Raw genomic sequence first — 16,756 nt, 5'->3', positions numbered from 1 at the left:
CTGTGACGGCTGCCAGGTTCGGCTGGTCCAATGGGTGGCGATCACAGTTCCACCAGCCAGGGAGCCACGATGACCGACCCGACCACTACCGCGCCCGAATCGACCCCGCGTCACGGGGTGTCTCGCCGAACCGTGCTCGCCGCAGCGCCGATCGCCGTCGCCGCGATCGGCGTGGGGATCACGGCGTGCGGTAGCGACGACTCGTCGACCTCGACCGACACGTCTACTCAGGCCGCCGACACCGGTGCCGACAGCAGCGCGGGGGCCGACGTCCTCGCGTCGACGACCGACGTGCCGGTCGGCGGCGCGAAAGTCGTCGGCGACGTCGTCGTGACGCAAGCGAGCGCCGGGACGTTCGCCGCGTTCTCGACCAAGTGCCCGCACATGGGCTGCGCTGTCGCGCCTAAGGGCTCCGCACTCGACTGCCCGTGCCACGGAAGCGAGTTCACACTCGACGGATCCCTGGTCAAAGGCCCGGCGACGACGGGACTGACCGCCGTGCCGGTGAAGGTCGACGGGACAGACATCGTGAAAGCGTGATCTCTCGTGACGGCCCATGAGATGCACCCGCCCAAGCGGGAGGTGTTCGACGTGCCCGCCATGACGAACACTGACAACAAGGGCTTCGTTCGCCCCGTCGAGGTGTATCGCGAGACGCCGTACGGGCTGTACATGTCGAGGACCGCCGACCACCCGAGGTTCGATCACCTCGAACTGTGGCTGCTGCCTGCCCTCGGACTGCGAGCGAACATCTTTCACTTCACCGGCGGGTATCGGTCGAGACAACGCCTGTACCTCGACATCGGCGAGTTCAGCGGCCCCGACGACGCCGGACGCTGGCATTCGGTCGATTGGTACCTAGATCTCGTCGACTCCGCCGACGCGCCGCTTGAGCTCGTCGACGTCGACGAGCTGTTCGACGCGCACGCGGCCGGTCACCTCACGACATCGCAGTGTGAAGCGGCGATTCTCATCGCGATGCGAACGATGACCGGCTCCGCGGCCGTCCACGGTGTGCAGACGTGGCTGGACGCGCAGGTCGGCGAACGCCTCACCTGGCTCGATCGACCGCAAGCAGGCATGCCAGACTCGGGCATATGACGACGCCGCCTCACGGAGGGCCCTACCCTCAGCAGCCGAATCCGCAGCAGCCGGGGAACTACGACCAGACTCAGATCGGTCAACCGGCCTTCGGGCAACCCCAATACGGACAAGCGCAGTACGGGCAGCCGACGCCTCCGCAAGCCCCCGGTTCGCAGGGACCGCAGCAGGCGTACGGTCAAACGCCCGCCTACGGTCAGAATCCGTTCAGTCAGCCGCCCACAGGCCAGGCCCCATACGGGCAACCCCAGTACGGACAACAGCACTACGGCCAGAGCCCGTACGGCCAGCCTCCGTTTCAGCAGTCTCCGGCACCGAACAACGGCTCCACGCGCATCGTCATCGCGGTAGTCGCGGTCATGGCGGTCATCGCCGTCGGCGGCCTGGCGTTTCTGATCTTCGGTGGAGACGACAAGGAATCCACCGATGTGGCGGCCTCGTCGTCGTCGAGCGCTCCGTTCACCCTTCCCACTTCGACGACCGAGGACGGGACGACTGTCGATTCGAGCCCGGTCGGCTCGTGCATCACGGTCCGCGGATCCACGTCGGTCACCACCCAGTCCGCTAGTTGCAGTTCCAGCCGTCCGACGTTCATCGTTGCGGCGAAACTCTCCACCAGCAGCGGGTGCGACGCCGCGAAGTACCCGTTCTCGGTCACTGAGTACGGCACGGGCGCAAGCAACAACGTCCTGTGCCTGGTCCCGAATTACCAGGTGGGGACGTGCTACACGCAGTCCCAGTTCTCGGTCGGCATCTCCCTCGAGACGGTGTCGTGCAGCCAGGATTCGACGACGAACACCACGAACTTCAAGATCACCGAGCGGTCGGAGTCGAGCTCGGTTCCCAATTGCTCCGACTCGGACAAACAACGGATCGACACGTTCACCATTCGCACGTCGCCTTCGCAGACGATGAGCATCTGCCGCGAGATCCTCGGCGACTACGTGTGGAAGTGAGCCGATTCACGAAGGCAGACCGAGAGTCAGGCGGACTCGGCGCGCGGTGTCGACCGAACGTATGTCACACTTCTGACTGAATCTCTCATCTGTCTCACAGGAAAGTCCGCCAACCATGACGACGCCTCCTCCCGGCCAGCCCGGCCAGCCCGCCCCCGGAAACCCTTTCGGCGCCCAGGGCCAGCCGGCCCCCCAGCAGCCCGGCCAGCCGGTTTACGGCCAGCAGCCGCCTCAGCCCGCACAGCCGTACGGCGCCCAGCCCGGTCAGCCACAGCCGGGGCAGCAGCCCTACGGCACCGAGCCGGGCCAGCCTCAACTGGGACAGCCGGGCGGGTATGCTCCGGTCGCCGGAGGCACCGACTACGCAGGGGGCGCACCGCAGGCCCCGCGCCCGAATCCACTTGTGCGCATCCTCAAGTTCGTCGGTCCTATCATCGCCGTGATCGCGATCATCGCCATCGCAACGCAGGTGTTCGGCGACAAGGACAGCGGCACGACCGTCGAATCGAGCCCCATCGGCTCGTGCATCACGGTAGAGGGCTCGACCTCGGTCACGACCAAGGCGATCGACTGCAGCACGACCGAGCCGTCGTTCATCGTCGGGGCCAAGCTGGACAACAGTGACGCTTGCGAGAGCGCAAACTACGAGTTCTCCGTCACCGAGTACGGCAACGGCGCCAGCGACAAGGTCTTGTGCCTGGTCCCGAACTACCAGGTCGGCACGTGCTACACCCAGTCGAGCTTCTCTATCGGGATCGAACTGAAGACTGTGGCGTGCTCTGAGGAGTCGACCATGTCGACGACGAACTTCAAGATCACCGAACGCAGCGAGACCGGTTCCGTCCCGAATTGCACTGATTCGGACACGCAGCGTAGCGACACGTTCAACATCCAGGCCGACCCGGCACGTCAGATGACGATCTGCCGCGAGATCCTGGGCGACTACACCTGGAAGTAGTTCGACAGCATCACCTGGTCAGAACCGCCCCGACGACAGTTGGTCGGGGCGGTTCTGTCATGTCCGGACCAGTCCGGCGATGAGTGCGGTGAGACCGAACTCGTAGGCGTGATCGGCGTTGCCCGGCCCGGAGAAGAGTTGTCCGACGGTCGTTCCGACGCGCGATGAGATCGGGTAAGCCCCGGCGGGCATGGCGTCGGCCAGTGCCGGTCCGGCGATCTGCCACCACTGCTCGTCGTCGAGACCGGACGCCGCGTGCTCGGCCACTTGGTCGATTCGCATCCGCGCGTTGCCGGTCGCGAAGGATCGCAGGGAGGCGATGACGGCGTCGAGGGTCACGTCATCGACGGCGGAGTCGCCGTAAGCGCGTGTGAGAGCGGCGAGTTGTTGTTCATAGCGCCGGGACGATCCTGGGCCCGGAACTGGTCGCCACGCCGGAACGTCGCCGAGCCACGGGTGTCGCAGCAGTTCATCGCGGTACTGGTCGGCGATCAGTCGCATGCATTCGGTCACGTCGAGCCCCTTGTCGAGGTCGGCGGCCTCGAATGCGACGGTGTCGACCATCAGCGCGACGAGCACGTCACGGTTCGGCACGTACGTGTACAGGCTCATGGGCTTGAGGCCGACACGCGCTGCCAGCGAACGCATCGACACGAGCGCAAGCCCATCGGAGTCAGCGAGTTCGATTGCCGCTCGCACCACATCGTCTACGTTCGTGCGCCGCCCCGGGCCAGACCTGGCGGCTGTCGCGTCACGTCGCCACAGCAGGTCGACGGTGCGTCGGACGTTGTTGTCGTGATCGGCCACGGGGCTCCCTCCAGCGATCTTGCACGCAAACACCGTAAGGCGTACGGTGTTAATTCCGTACAGCATACGGTATCTGCTCGGCCGACCCGAAGGAAGACCACTGCCTGCTTCGACGACTCATCCGAACGCCACTTACTTGACTGATCGCCACGTGTTCGCGCTGTGGACCGGCGAACGATCCGCTCCCGACGAGCCCGCGCTCCGAATGCCGATCCCGGTCGGCTACGGCCGTGAGAAGCAGTTGGTTCCGACCGCGCTCGCGTATCGGATCGTCGACGTGGCCGACCTGCCGGACGATGCCACCGCATCGGTTCGGGCATGGCATGCGCTTCGTTCGGATCCCCCGGCGGACGTCGTGTTGCCGGCCTCGGCGCATGCGGTTCTCAACGCGGTCGGCGACGCCGTCGTCTCCGCGGAGTACGCCCGTCAGACGTTCAGCGCCACCATTGAGGTCGAGGCCGGTCTCGCCGACCGCCTGACCGCAGACCTGCGGCCGTACCAGGTCCGCGGGATCTCGTGGCTGGACGAGGTGTGCGCGGACGGCGGCGGCATCCTCGCCGACGAGATGGGCCTGGGCAAGACTCTCCAGTCGATCGGGCACCTCGCGCTCTCGGCGTCGGGGCCGGCTCTGGTCGTCGGTCCGACTGGGCTGGTCACCAATTGGCTCCGCGAGATCGCGCGATGGGCACCCGACGCGCTCCACGCCGTCGACTATCGAGGCGGTGACCTGCCGGAGCTCGGCGGGGATGTCCCGACAGTCGTCGTCACCGGCTACCCGACTCTTCGTCGGCACACCGAAGCATTGGCTGCGGTCGAATGGTCGCGGGTGGTCTTCGACGAAGCGCAAGCGTTGAAGAACTCGCGTACCCAGGTGTCGAAGGCGGCGCGACGCCTGCGAGCCGATGCGACGATCGCGCTCACGGGCACACCCGTCGAGAACAGCCTCGAGGAGCTCTGGTCGCTGTTGAACCTGGTCGCCCCCAGTGAATTCGGCAACCGGGCGTTGTTTCGGCGACGGTATGCCGCGCCCATTCAAGCCGGATCGTCGGAGGCGAAACTGCGGATGCATGACGCGATCTCCGGTCGCGTCATGCGGCGGACCAAGTCGGATGTCGCAGCGAGCCTCGGACCGAAGATCCACACGGACATCGAATGCGACCTGTCGAGCGAGCAGGCCAGGCTGTACGACGCGATCCTCGATCAGGCCTCGGACGACGGCTTCGGCGACGGCATCGGTCGACGCGGAGCGATTCTCGCTGCCCTCACCAAGTTGAAGCAGGTCTGCAACCACCCTATGCTCGCGGGTGCGGGCCGCCCCGGCGACGTCGACGGTCGCTCCGGCAAGCTCGACGTCGCGACCGACATCGTCGTCACCAACCTCGAGAACGACTCGCCCACAGTTGTGTTCACGCAGTACCGCGAGACCGGCGAACTCTTGGCCGCTCATTTCGGCGCAGTTCTCGACGTGAGGGTTCCGTTTCTCCACGGAGGCCTGTCGCGTGCCGAACGCGATCGGATCGTCGACGACTATCAGGCCGGACGCGGCTGCGGGGTGCTCGTCGCAAGCTTGAAAGCTGCGGGTACCGGCCTGACACTCACTCGCGCGGCCGACGTCATCCACTTCGACCGCTGGTGGAATCCCGCCGTTGAAGCCCAAGCGACCGACCGCGTCCACCGGATCGGTCAGGAGCGCGTCGTCACCGTCACCACACTCACGACGGCCGGCACGGTCGAAGAACACATCGCGGCCATGCACGACCGCAAGTCGGCCCTCGACCTCGACGCCGACGCGGGCGCGCTGGCGGTGTTGACCGAACTGTCCGACGAGAAGCTGATCGAAGTGCTGCGTCGCAACCGAGAGGAGACCGCATGACCAACGTCAACGCCGAGTACGGCTATACCGTCTGGGGTCGGGACTTCCTCCGTGTGGTGGAGCCGACCAGCATCACCAAACCGGAGCCGATGCTCCCCCGCGCGCGCAGTCTGGCGCGGAACTCCGTCAGCGGCGTCGTCGTCGACGGCAGGCACGTACGCGGAACCATCGCCCGCGGAGGTTCCGCGTCGGTCGCCTACCTGGAGTTCGCACCGATGGACCGTGCCGCCGCAGAAACGTTGGCAGCCGTCGTCGGATCGGCTCCGACAGCGGCTGCACTCACCGAACAGGCACACGACACGATTGCGGGCACGCCCGAACTCGCGGTCGTCGACTGCTCGTGCAAAGCACGGACCGCAAGGTGCATTCACGTCCTGACACTGCTGTACGACACCGTCAGACGAGTGGACGAGGATCCGCGGATCGCGTTGCAACTGAGGGGATTCCACGACTCCGTCGACGCACCCCCGGAGTCGGAGGCGGTTCCGCGCTGGACTCCACTCTCCGCCCTCGACCCCGCCACCTTCTACGGCTGATCGCTTAGTGCCGTTGATCGTCACCACATAGTGGTCACGATCAACGGCACAGTCACTTGTAGTGGGCGAGGAATGCATTCCCGGCAGATTGGAGGAGAAATAGGCGTCGCCCGAACTGCCTCCAGATCGCTTTCGAGTCGACCGGCTCTGAGTCCCACACTGCTTCTCCGGTTCGCATGTCGTACGCCGTCAGATGCGGCACGTTCGGCGAGTGGTCGGCATTGCCGTCTCCGGCGAGCACGAGCCGTTCACCATCGAATCCGACCGCTGTCTTTCCGAACCCGGTGGAGACCGCTCGGCTGCGCTCACCCGAATCCGCATCGACGATTGTCCAGGATTTGGTGTACCCGCCATTCGCTGCATACACGTCGCCAGTACTCAGAAGGTAGTGGTTCTCGTCTACCAGGGTGACATCGTCCGCGATCCCCGGCACAGTCCATTTCACGGCGTGCGTGCCGGCCGACACGACGCCGAATGCAGGACGTTTCGCCAGCAGCACCGGTACGCGCTTGCGGTCGACCGTTGCGGACGGCCAGTTTCTGTACGACGCCAACTGCCAGCCCTTCAGCCCTCCCTGGTATCGCCCCGCGCTGTCGTGAAAGGCGACTGTCGAGCTGAGCGTGTACCGCCCTGACCCGATCACGAATCCACCCTCGTAGAGCAGGTATAGATCACCACTTCGTGACGAGGTGTGCACTCGTTCCCTGGTGTCTGCCCGATAGATCGAGAATCCGGCCCCTTTGCGATCCTCGAGTGCCACCATGTCCGTTCCGGCCGACTGCTGAAGACGGAGGTGGTTCATCGGCGGATCAATTGCCCAGCGTTCGGTTCCCGTCGATGAATAGCCGACCATTCGGCCCTGCTGATCGGGGAGTTCGCTCGCGAAGCTGGCCGTCGCGAGAAGCTCTGCGTCAGGGTCGATCTCAGACAGCAAACCGATATTCGCCGTTCCCTCCACAAGAACTACGAAGCCGTCCTCAACAGCAGTGATCGATGGCCAGCCGGGATACCGGATGGTCTGAGATTCACTCACGACGCCAGTCTGCAAGTCGAAAAAGTCGACACGAGTAGCGACCAGGCCGTCGACACGAGCATTGTCCGCACAGGCCAACACCCCGCCGGCACCGATCGCGCAGTTCCAGGACTCGCCGATTCTCGGTTCATCCCACATAGGTTCGCCGGACTCCGCATCAACAGCGATCAGTGCAGTGCCTGGTCGGGGCGTCGACACGCGCCCGGATACGACTAGTACCCCGTGACCATCCGCCACGACCTCCAAGTTGTCAGCGGCGGCATCAGGACCGAAAAGATCCTGGGCCGAACGCTTCCACACCTGGCTCGGTACCGTTTCCATGGTTTCGAGCGCCACCGCCCCCACGTGGTCCGCCGTTTCGGCATGTCCCCTCGGCCACAGCACCACCCCGACGACGGCAACCATCGTCACCATCAGCGCAACGATCACAATGGGCAAACGCGGTCTCACCGACATGTCCCCCATCCAATCAGCTGAACGGGCTACTGTCTGAGTTCTCACGAACGGATCTGACACACTGGCAGGCGTGATCAGAGTGGGACTGACAGGCGGAATCGGTGCCGGCAAATCGACGGTGGCCAAGACGTTGATCGATCAGGGTGCGTATCACGTCGACGCGGACCGGATCGCCCGTGAAGTGGTCGAGCCAGGCACCCCCGGCCTGGCTCAGCTCGTCGAGGCGTTCGGGCCGGAGATATTGGACGCCGACGGCGCGTTGAACCGGCCTGCGCTCGCGGCCCGCGCGTTCGTCGACGACCAGAGTCGGAAGACGCTGAACGGGATCACTCACCCACTGATCGGCGCCCGAACGCAGGAGCTGACCGACGCGGCCCCGGAGGACGCGGTGATCCTGCACGACGTCCCGCTGCTGGTCGAAGGCCACATGGCGCCGTTCTACCACGTCGTCGCAGTGGTGCACGCCGACGCCGACCTGCGCTTCGAACGACTCACCACACTGCGCGGCATGGACGCCGACGACGCACGCGCCCGCATCGCCGCACAGGCCACCGACGATCAGCGCCGCGCGGTCGCCGACATCTGGCTCGACAACTCCGGCGCCCCCGACGCGCTCGCCGCGCAGGCACTCGACGTGTGGAACAACCGACTGATTCCACTGCGCGACAACGTGTCCGCTCGTCGCGCCGTAGAACTGCCGACCGATGTCCAGGACTACGACCCCGAGTGGGCAGTGCTCGGAGCACGACTGGTGAACAGAGTGTGGGCGCTCGTCGGCGCGAACGCGACGGCAGTCGCACACGTCGGGGCGACGGCGACACCCGGCACCGCAGCCGCTCCGGTCATCGACATCGAGGTCACCGCCACGGGCGACGTCGCCGACGCCCTCGCCGCCGGCGGGTTCCCGCAGACCGCGCCGGGCGTTCACGTGAGCGCCGACCCGGCTCGTTTCGCCCGGGTGACGATACGCGTGTAGATCGTTACCCGATTCGGGTAACGATCTACACGCGAGATCACAAACTTACGAAGCCTGAGCTTCTTCGCGCTCCTCGACCAGGGTGAGGGCGATGTCGACGATCATGTCCTCCTGGCCGCCGACGAGACGGCGCTCGCCGCACACGGTGAGGATGTCGCGGACGTCGAGCCCGTAGCGCTGCGCGGCTGCCTCGGCGTGGCGCAGGAACGACGAGTACACACCGGCGTAGCCGAGCGTGAGGGTCTCGCGGTCCACGCGGACCGGACGATCCTGCAGCGGACGGACGATGTCGTCGGCAGCGTCCTCGAGCTTGTTGAGGTCGCAGCCGTGCTCGAAGCCCGACAGGTTCGCCACTGCGACGAAGGGCTCGATCGGGCAGTTGCCTGCACCTGCACCGTGCCCGGCGAGCGACGCGTCGACGCGGTACACGCCGTTCTCGACGGCGACGACGGAGTTCGCGACCGACAGCGAGAGGTTCTCATGCGCGTGGATGCCGATCTCCGTCTCCGGGTTCAGCACGTCACGGTATGCCTTCACACGGGCGACGACGTCGTTCATGGTGAGGCGGCCTCCCGAGTCGGTGATGTAGACGCAGTGCGCGCCGTACGACTCCATCAGCTTGGCCTGCTGCGCCAACTTCTCCGGCTCCGACATGTGCGACAGCATCAGGAAGCCCGACACGTCCATGCCGATCTCGCGGGCTGCGGCGATGTGCTGCGCGGAGACATCCGCTTCGGTGCAGTGCGTGGCGATGCGGACCGAACGAACGCCCAGGTCCCAGGCCTTCTCAAGGTGCTCGACAGTGCCGACACCGGGGAGCAGCAGCGTGGTCAGACGAGCGTTCTTGAGAACGCTCGCGGCCGCTTCGATCCACTCCCAGTCGGTGTTCGAACCGGGACCGTAGTTGACCGAGCCGCCGGCGAGGCCGTCTCCGTGAGCCACCTCGATGGCGTCGACGCCCGCCTCGTCGAGAGCGCTCACGATGCGCTTCACGTCGTCGGTGCTGATCTGGTGGCGGAGTGCGTGCATACCGTCACGCAGGGTGACGTCCTGAACGAAGATCTTGGTCATGCGCTGGCCTCCTCGGCCTTGAGTGCTGCGATCCGCTCGGCGTACTGAAGGCCGGCCGAGGTCATGATGTCGAGGTTTCCGGCGTAGGCCGGGAGGTAGTGAGCGGCGCCCTCCACTTCGAGGAACACCGACACCTGGTGGGTGGGAGCCGACTCGGGCTCCTCTGCCATCAGGGTGCCGACGGGCGACGTCTCGGCGATCGGGTTGATCTGCACCTTCTGCTTCAGGCGGTAGCCGGGGACGTACGCCGACACGTCGGCGACCATCTTCTCCACGGAGTTGCGGATCTGGTCCTGGGTGTCGAGGTCGGGCGCGTCGACGAGGGCGTAGACGGTGTCGCGCATGATCAGCGGCGGTTCGGCCGGGTTCATGATGATGATCGCCTTGCCGTTGACGGCGCCGCCGACCGACTTGATCGCGTTCGACGTGGTCTCGGTGAACTCGTCGATGTTCGCGCGGGTGCCGGGGCCGGCCGACTTCGATGCGATGGAGGCGACGATCTCGGCGTAGGCGACGGGCGCGACGCGAGAGACGGCCGCGACGATCGGGATCGTCGCCTGCCCGCCGCACGTGACCATGTTGACGTTCTGCGCGTCCAAGTGCTCATCGATGTTCACCGCGGGCACCACGTACGGACCGATGGCCGCGGGCGTGAGGTCGACGAGGCGCTTGCCGAGCGGGGCGAGAATCGACGCGTTGTACTCGTGGGCCTTGGCCGACGTCGCGTCGAACACGATCTCGATCTCGTCGAAGTTCGGCATCTTGACGAGGCCTTCGACACCTTCGTGGGTGGTCGGGACACCCATCCGAGCGGCGCGCGCGAGACCGTCGGACTCGGCGTCGATGCCGACCATCGCGCCCATCTCGAGGTGCTTGGCAGTGCGGATCACCTTGATCATCAGGTCGGTGCCGATGTTGCCCGAGCCGATGATGGCGACCTTGGTCTTCTTACTCATGTGCGTTTCCTTCACTGAACTTCGCGACGACCGTGCCGAGACCGGTGATCTCAACGGTCACCTCGTCGCCGGATTCGATCGGCCGCATGGGACCGAGTGCGCCAGACAGGATGACCTGACCTGCGCGAAGAGGCTCGCCGAAGTCGCGGGCGGCCTTGGCGAGCCATGCGACAGCGTTGAGGGGATCACCGAGGCAGGCCGCACCGTTTCCGGTGGAGACCTCCTCGCCGTTGATGAGCATCCGCATGCCGACCTCGACGGGCGCGAACTCGTCGAGCGTCTTGCGGTCACTTCCGAGCACGTAGACGCCTGACGACGCATTGTCGGCGACGGTGTCGGCGAAGGCGATGTCCCAGCCGTCGATGCGGCTGTCACACACTTCGAGAGCTGCCACACCGTAGTCGACGGCGTCGCGGATCTGCTCGATGTCGAGTGGGCCGTCGGCGAGGTCCTTCTTCAGGACGAACGCCACTTCGGCCTCGGCCTTCGGCTGGAGCAGGCGGTCCATCGGAACCACTTCGTCGCCGGTGTACGCCATGTCGTCGAAGAGGACGCCGAAGTCGGGCTGGTCGACGCCCATCTGCTCCTGCACTGCGGCAGAGGTGAGGCCGATCTTGCGGCCGACGATCTGCGCGCCGCCGGCCACGCGCCCGGCGGTGAGTCGTTCCTGGACACGGTAGGCGGCAGGCAGGTCAGTGGGCCCGATGAGATCGCGGACCGGTGTGCATGCGGTGCGGGTCTGCAATGCGGTGAGGAGTCGCTGTGCCGCCTGGTCTTCGGCGACATCGCGATCAACAGAAGATGTCATGAGACGATCGTCACCCGGTTCCCCGACGACGCCAAGGGTTCCGTCTCGCTGAGTGAGACGCAGGGCTACAATCGCCATGTGACCAGCGCAGATCAAGCCCAGACCGTCATCGGCAAGGTGATGCTGATTCTGCATTCGTTCACCGTCGACGACCACGATCTGACACTCGCCGAGATCGTCCGCCGCTCCGGTCTGCACAAGGCGACCGCCCATCGGCTCGCGGGTGAACTGGTGGCCGCACGCCTTCTCGACCGCACGGAGAACGGCTACCGCCTGTCCGGAGGACTGTTCGAGCTCGGGATGCGCGCGTCGGTGGAGCGCGGCTTGCTGGAGATCGCGATGCCCTTCCTGCAAGACCTGTACCAACGGACAAGGGAGACAGTGCACCTCGGCGTGCTCGACGGCCACGAAGTGGTTTATGTGGCGAAGATCGGCGGGCATCGGCAAGCGAGCGCCCCGTCGCGCACCGGAGGACGAATGCCCCTGCATTGCACGGGCATCGGCAAAGCACTGCTGGCGCACGCCGATCCGACGCTGCGTCACGACGTGCTGAGTGGTCCGTTGGCACGGCTGTCGCCGCGGACGATCGTGGCGCCCGGTCTGCTGGCCGCCCAGCTGGACGCGGCCCGCGAGACGGGCGTCGCCTACGAGTTCGAGGAGTCGACCCGAGGCATCGCGTGCGTCGCCGCGCCGATTCTGGACGTCGGGACGAACGACGTGGTGGCGGCGATCAGCGTGACCGGTCCGCTCAGCCGCTACCGCCCGGAACCCCACGCCGACGCGGTCCGGGCCGCTGCCGGCGGAATCGCATCCACCCTGCACCGTCGCCGCGCCCTGCAGGGTTAGAAACACAGCGAAAAGCCACAGAAGTCACGCAGTGGCCGTGTTCGTCCACGACCACTCCGTGACTTCTGCGGCTTCCCGCGTCGTTGGTCAGACGGCGGTCGGAGCCTCCGCCGGTTCGGCCGGAGTGGCAGTCGGAGTCCGGAACAGGAATGCGGCACACACCAGGCTGAGCGCACAGACGATGGCGAGATACACGGTCACGCCGGCCGAGCCGCCGGACTCGCCCACCAGAGCGGACGAGATGATCGGCGCCAGTCCGCCGCCGAGGATCGCGCCGACCTGGAGGACGAGCGACGTGCCGGAGTAGCGGACCGACGCAGGGAACAGATCGGCGATGATGGCCCCCTGAACACTGTGGGTCACCGGGACGATGAGACCCATGCCGAGGAACGCGATCGCCGCGACGGCGTTGCTGCCGGTGTCGAGCAGCGGGAGGAACGCCACACACCATACGAGCAGCGCGATCGATCCGCCGATGAACATCGTCCTGCGACCGCTTCGGTCGGCGACACCGGTCCAGTACGGGATCGTCGCGAACCAGATGACCGCCGCCACCGAGACGCATGCGATCAGGAACGTGCGGTTGTAGTCGAGATGTTTGGTGCCGTACGACAGAGTGAAGACCATGAATACGTAGGCGGCGGCCGAGTTCGCGACCATGAGACCGACGGTGAGCGCCATGCGTCCGACGCCGACACGGACTGCTTCACGCAACGGGAAGCGTTCCACCGCGCGGTGGCTGACAACGGATTCGAACGTCGGCGACTCCTCGACGTGGAGGCGGATCGCCAATCCGACGACAACCAGCAGACCGCTGAGCAGGAACGGGATCCGCCATCCCCAGGAGTCGAACGCATCGGACGGCATCAGCGCATTCGTGGACAGGAACACCACATTGGCGAGAACGAGGCCCGCGGGGGTGCCCATCTGCGGGAAGCCCGCATACAGGTTCCGTTTGTCGGCGGGAGCGTGCTCCATCGACATGAGCGTCGCACCGGCGCCTTCGCCGCCGAGGCCAATGCCCTGCACCACGCGGAGAAGCACGAGCAGTACCGGCGCCCACACTCCGATCGACGCATAGTTCGGGACGACGCCGATGAGTGTCGACGCGATGCCCATCATCAGCAGCGACACGATCAGCGTGTTGCGACGGCCGATCCGGTCGCCGAAGTGCCCGAAGACGAGGCCGCCGATCGGGCGTGCGACGAAGCCGACAGCGAAGGTGCTGAATGCGGCGAGCGTGCCCGCGGTGGGACTGAGCGACGGAAAGAACTGCTTGTTGAAGATCAGCGCCGCGGCAGTGCCGTAGAGGAAGAAGTCGTACCACTCGAGTGTGGTGCCGACGAGCATCGCCGATCCGACTCGGCGCCGCTTCTGCATGTCTGTCACCGCCTGAGGCGACGAGGGTTTCTGAGTCATCGGGGAGCCTTTCTGGAACTGCTCGGGAGGGGGCAAATCGTTGTCAGAAGGCGATCCGGTCGGCGACTCGCCTCTTGTCAAGCCAATGTCAGTGCTTCATGTCACACAAATGCTCTTTATTGCTGCCGCCATGCCCGCGTGAGCATGGGCGTGAGGACAGATCGGGGCAGGTCACGACGCCGGCAGGCCGAGGAACCGTTCAGCGTTCCCGCGCAGAATGAGATCGCGTGTCGCGGGCTCCAGGAACTCGCTCTTGACGACCACCTCGCCGACGGGCCGCTCCCCCAACGGGTACGGGTAGTCGCTCCCGACCATCACGCGCTCGGAACCGATCGTGTCCACGAGCAGACGCAGCGCACGCTCGTCGAACACCACCGAGTCGACGTAGAACCGTCCGAGATAGTGCGACGGCGGGAACTCCGACGTTCCGATGACGTCGTTGCGGCGGTGCCACGCGTTCTCCATGCGGCCGAGCCAGAACGCGAAGGATCCACCACCGTGGGCGAACCCGATCTTGAGCCGGTCGTCGACTTGATCGAAGACGCCGCCGAGGATCATCGCGAGGATCGAGAGATGCGATTCGGCGGGCATTCCGACCAACCACTTGGCCATCCACCGGTCCAGCCTGGGCGATCCGGTCATGTCCCAGGGATGCACGAACACCGGCACGTCGCGGGATGCGCAGTGCTGCAGAAACTCGACGACGCCCGCATCGTCGAGGTCGCGGTCGCCGACGTGATTGCCGATCTCGACGCCGCGGTGGCCGTTGTCCAGGCACCGGTCGAGTTCCTTGCAGGCGAGGTCGGGATCCTGCAGTGGCACCTGGCAGAACGGGATCATCCGGTCCCCCGCGGGCCCGGTGATGTCGAGGGCGAGGTCGTTGAAGATCGTCGCGATCTTCGCCGCCTGCGCTCCGGTGCGCGCGTAGTTGAAGAACACCGGGGTCGGCGAGACGACCTGCGTCTGAACCCCGTCTGCGTCCATGTCGGCCAGGCGGACGTCGGGGTCCCAGGCGTCGGACTGGATGCGCCGGAACTCGGTTCCGCCGGTCATCATCATCGCTTCACGTTCGGACTCAACGCGCAGCCACGGCGCGTCCGGGCCGGCGACGTCACTGACGTCGGGCCACCCATGAGGAACGTAGTGAGTGTGGACGTCGATGGTGCCCGGCATCTCAGCCCTTCCCGGGGTGGAGGGTGCCGCACTGACCGCACGTCCGTGCGCCGAGATCGTCGTGGAACGCGGCGAACACCGGGGGCATGTCCTTCACGAGGTCCCTCACCTGCAGGCGGACCTCATGAACCAGCGCGTCACATTCCAGGCAGTACCACCGGAAGTTCTCCAGCGTCCCCTCGTGCCGCACCCGTTCGATGACGACTCCGATCGACTCCGGGTCGGGTCGCTGCGGCGAATGCGCGATGTTCGCGGGCATCAGCCACGTCTCACCCTCACGGATGTCCACGCGCACGGGTCCGTCGTCGGTCATCAGGTTGACGTGCATATCGCCCTTCACCTGGTAAAACCATTCTTCGTACGGCTCGAAGTGATAGTCGTAGCGTTCGTTGGGGCCGCCGACCACCTGGACGATGAAGTCGTCTCCCAACGCCATCATCTGATTGTTCACCGGTGGCTTGAGCAAGTGCTGGTTGTCGCGAATCCAGCCGTGGAAGTTGATGACCGGAGGAATGCTCGTCATGTTCGGATCTCCTGTTGGTGGGTGGTGGCCGGTCACGCCCGGGTAGGGCGGTGGGCGATCGCTTGGATCTCGATGAGCAGATGCGGGTGCGGCAACTGGTGGACGGCGACGGTCGTCCGCGTCGGGCCGTTCTCGTCGAAGTACTCGCCGTACACCCGGTTGTAGACCCCGAAGTCGTTCATCGACACGAGGTAGGTGGTGAGTTGGCAGACGTCGTCGAGACCCGCGCCCACCTCGCCGAGGATGTCGCGGATGTTCTCGATGACGGCCCGGGTCTGCTTCTCGATGCTGAGGTCGGTGGTCCCCATCTCGTCGACTTCGACACCGACGAACGTGTTGTCGGGCCGCCGCGAACTGGTGCCAGAGACGAAGACGAGGTCGCCCACGACCTTCACGTGCGGGAATCGTCCGCGAGGCTTTGCGCGGCCGGCGAGGACTCCGCCGGTCGACGTCGTCGTGTCACTCATGCGGTCACCTCCGACACCTGTGCGGTGAATCCGACTGAGCCGACTCCGTCGACCAGACACGTCACCGATGTCGCGGTGAGCTCGGTGGCCGCGGTGGCCGCGCCGGCCAGCACGATGTGGCCCGCGCGCAGCGGGATGCGGTGGCGGCGACACATGTCGAGCAGCGCAGTCAGCGCGTTCGCCGGATCGTCGAGGATCGCCGCTGTCGAGCCGGACACAACGTGATCCCCGACCGTCATCGTGACGGCGCAGTCGGCGGCCTCGCGCAGCGGAATCCACTCACCGACGGCGAATCCTGATGCCGACGTGTTGTCGGCGACGACGTCCGCGTAGGTGAAGACGAAGTCGAGGTATCGGGAGTCGATCACCTCGACGGCCGCAGCGACGGCATCGACGTGATCGCGTATGTCGACGTCGGGGTCGTCGAGGTCCACGTCGCGGGCGATCCGGTAGGCGACTTCCGGCTCTACCTTCGGGTGGATGAATCGGCCGAGGTCGGCGACCCCGCCGTCGTCGATCGCCATGGCATCGGTGAGGCGTCCGACGATGACGTCGGACACTCCCATCTGGGCCATCTTGGCCTTGCTGGTGAAGCCGAGCTTCACGCCGACCACCTTCTCGCCGCGGGCCTCTCGTCGCGCGATCACCTCGTTCTGCACGCGATAGGCGAGAGCCACGTCGAAGTCCGGCCACCGCTCGCGGTCGGCCTCGATGCTCGTCGTCTCGGTCCGGCTGATCTGTGCGTCGTCGAGCCGCTCTGCGAGTGCGGCCACCTGATCATTCATTCGGGTCTCCTT

At 65.8% G+C, this 16,756-nt stretch carries 18 protein-coding genes; 8 read left to right on the top strand and 10 right to left on the bottom strand.

Going from position 1 to position 16,756, the window contains the following annotated elements:
* The first annotated feature begins 69 nt into the window (after window positions 1-69).
* The 4 genes from WFK36_RS06935 to WFK36_RS06920 all read left to right on the top strand — a co-directional run bounded on the left by WFK36_RS06935 (window position 70) and on the right by WFK36_RS06920 (window position 3,015).
* Window positions 70-540 carry a QcrA and Rieske domain-containing protein gene (locus WFK36_RS06935; protein ID WP_336790846.1) on the top strand — a complete coding sequence of 157 codons (471 nt, stop codon included), beginning with the start codon at window positions 70-72 and terminating at the stop codon, window positions 538-540.
* A gap of 21 nt (window positions 541-561) precedes the next feature.
* Window positions 562-1,101 carry a ribonuclease FAU-1 family protein gene (locus WFK36_RS06930; RefSeq protein ID WP_336791004.1) on the top strand — a complete coding sequence of 180 codons (540 nt, stop codon included), beginning with the start codon at window positions 562-564 and terminating at the stop codon, window positions 1,099-1,101.
* Complete coding sequence (locus WFK36_RS06925; RefSeq protein ID WP_336790844.1) at window positions 1,098-2,057, top strand: LppU/SCO3897 family protein; 960 nt, start codon at window positions 1,098-1,100, stop codon at window positions 2,055-2,057. The genes WFK36_RS06930 and WFK36_RS06925 overlap by 4 nt, the downstream gene beginning before the upstream one ends.
* A gap of 115 nt (window positions 2,058-2,172) precedes the next feature.
* Window positions 2,173-3,015 (top strand): LppU/SCO3897 family protein, encoded by an 843-nt coding sequence (locus tag WFK36_RS06920; RefSeq protein ID WP_336790842.1) that lies wholly within the window; start codon window positions 2,173-2,175, stop codon window positions 3,013-3,015.
* Between the two features lie 57 nt (window positions 3,016-3,072).
* Here the strand turns inward: WFK36_RS06920 and WFK36_RS06915 are convergent, their stop codons facing one another.
* Window positions 3,073-3,822: a TetR/AcrR family transcriptional regulator gene (locus WFK36_RS06915; RefSeq protein WP_336790840.1), complete on the bottom strand. Its 750-nt coding sequence runs from the start codon at window positions 3,820-3,822 to the stop codon at window positions 3,073-3,075.
* Between the two features lie 205 nt (window positions 3,823-4,027).
* On the opposite strand from WFK36_RS06915, the gene WFK36_RS06910 reads away from it, so the two are divergent.
* Both WFK36_RS06910 and WFK36_RS06905 read left to right on the top strand, forming a co-directional pair.
* The gene (locus WFK36_RS06910) at window positions 4,028-5,695 is read left to right on the top strand and encodes a DEAD/DEAH box helicase (protein ID WP_336791002.1); all 1,668 of its coding nucleotides are present in this window, start codon (window positions 4,028-4,030) and stop codon (window positions 5,693-5,695) included.
* Window positions 5,692-6,231: a hypothetical protein gene (locus tag WFK36_RS06905; RefSeq protein ID WP_336790839.1), complete on the top strand. Its 540-nt coding sequence runs from the start codon at window positions 5,692-5,694 to the stop codon at window positions 6,229-6,231. Before WFK36_RS06910 ends, WFK36_RS06905 begins: the two co-directional genes overlap by 4 nt.
* 52 nt (window positions 6,232-6,283) lie before the next feature.
* On the opposite strand, the gene WFK36_RS06900 is transcribed toward WFK36_RS06905, so the two are convergent.
* Complete coding sequence (locus tag WFK36_RS06900; protein WP_336790837.1) at window positions 6,284-7,846, bottom strand: hypothetical protein; 1,563 nt, start codon at window positions 7,844-7,846, stop codon at window positions 6,284-6,286.
* Here WFK36_RS06900 and coaE point away from each other — a divergent pair.
* Window positions 7,791-8,696 (top strand): dephospho-CoA kinase, encoded by a 906-nt coding sequence (gene coaE, locus WFK36_RS06895; RefSeq protein WP_336790835.1) that lies wholly within the window; start codon window positions 7,791-7,793, stop codon window positions 8,694-8,696. The two genes, WFK36_RS06900 and coaE, sit on opposite strands and share 56 nt — an antisense overlap.
* A 45-nt stretch (window positions 8,697-8,741) precedes the next feature.
* Here the strand turns inward: coaE and dmpG are convergent, their stop codons facing one another.
* The 3 genes from dmpG to WFK36_RS06880 are packed head-to-tail and all read right to left on the bottom strand — an operon-like array spanning window position 8,742 to window position 11,531.
* Window positions 8,742-9,767 carry a 4-hydroxy-2-oxovalerate aldolase gene (gene dmpG / locus WFK36_RS06890; RefSeq protein ID WP_336790833.1) on the bottom strand — a complete coding sequence of 342 codons (1,026 nt, stop codon included), beginning with the start codon at window positions 9,765-9,767 and terminating at the stop codon, window positions 8,742-8,744.
* Window positions 9,764-10,723: an acetaldehyde dehydrogenase (acetylating) gene (locus WFK36_RS06885; protein WP_008380002.1), complete on the bottom strand. Its 960-nt coding sequence runs from the start codon at window positions 10,721-10,723 to the stop codon at window positions 9,764-9,766. Before WFK36_RS06885 ends, dmpG begins: the two co-directional genes overlap by 4 nt.
* A complete protein-coding gene (locus WFK36_RS06880; RefSeq protein WP_008380004.1) occupies window positions 10,716-11,531 on the bottom strand; it encodes a 2-keto-4-pentenoate hydratase in 816 nt (271 codons plus the stop codon). Before WFK36_RS06880 ends, WFK36_RS06885 begins: the two co-directional genes overlap by 8 nt.
* A gap of 120 nt (window positions 11,532-11,651) precedes the next feature.
* On the opposite strand from WFK36_RS06880, the gene WFK36_RS06875 reads away from it, so the two are divergent.
* Window positions 11,652-12,377 carry an IclR family transcriptional regulator gene (locus tag WFK36_RS06875; RefSeq protein ID WP_052005425.1) on the top strand — a complete coding sequence of 242 codons (726 nt, stop codon included), beginning with the start codon at window positions 11,652-11,654 and terminating at the stop codon, window positions 12,375-12,377.
* A gap of 87 nt (window positions 12,378-12,464) precedes the next feature.
* Here the strand turns inward: WFK36_RS06875 and WFK36_RS06870 are convergent, their stop codons facing one another.
* The 5 genes from WFK36_RS06870 to WFK36_RS06850 all read right to left on the bottom strand — a co-directional run bounded on the left by WFK36_RS06870 (window position 12,465) and on the right by WFK36_RS06850 (window position 16,744).
* Window positions 12,465-13,796, bottom strand: a complete 1,332-nt coding sequence (locus WFK36_RS06870; RefSeq protein ID WP_419717465.1) for an MFS transporter — start codon at window positions 13,794-13,796, stop codon at window positions 12,465-12,467.
* Window positions 13,797-13,967: 171 nt separating this feature from the next.
* Window positions 13,968-14,969: an amidohydrolase family protein gene (locus WFK36_RS06865; RefSeq protein WP_336790830.1), complete on the bottom strand. Its 1,002-nt coding sequence runs from the start codon at window positions 14,967-14,969 to the stop codon at window positions 13,968-13,970.
* Window position 14,970: 1 nt separating this feature from the next.
* Window positions 14,971-15,492, bottom strand: coding sequence for a 3-hydroxyanthranilate 3,4-dioxygenase (locus WFK36_RS06860; protein WP_336790828.1), 522 nt, complete (start codon window positions 15,490-15,492; stop codon window positions 14,971-14,973).
* Between the two features lie 32 nt (window positions 15,493-15,524).
* Window positions 15,525-15,959, bottom strand: a complete 435-nt coding sequence (locus WFK36_RS06855; protein ID WP_336790826.1) for a RidA family protein — start codon at window positions 15,957-15,959, stop codon at window positions 15,525-15,527.
* The gene (locus WFK36_RS06850) at window positions 15,956-16,744 is read right to left on the bottom strand and encodes a 2-keto-4-pentenoate hydratase (RefSeq protein WP_336790995.1); all 789 of its coding nucleotides are present in this window, start codon (window positions 16,742-16,744) and stop codon (window positions 15,956-15,958) included. The genes WFK36_RS06855 and WFK36_RS06850 overlap by 4 nt, the downstream gene beginning before the upstream one ends.
* Window positions 16,745-16,756 lie beyond the last annotated feature (12 nt).

The sequence above is a fragment of the Gordonia malaquae genome, from assembly GCF_037148075.1.
GTDB classification, from domain to species: domain Bacteria; phylum Actinomycetota; class Actinomycetes; order Mycobacteriales; family Mycobacteriaceae; genus Gordonia; species Gordonia malaquae.
The sequence above is the reverse complement of the archived record's forward strand: the minus strand, read 5'-3'. Positions and strand labels throughout refer to the sequence as shown.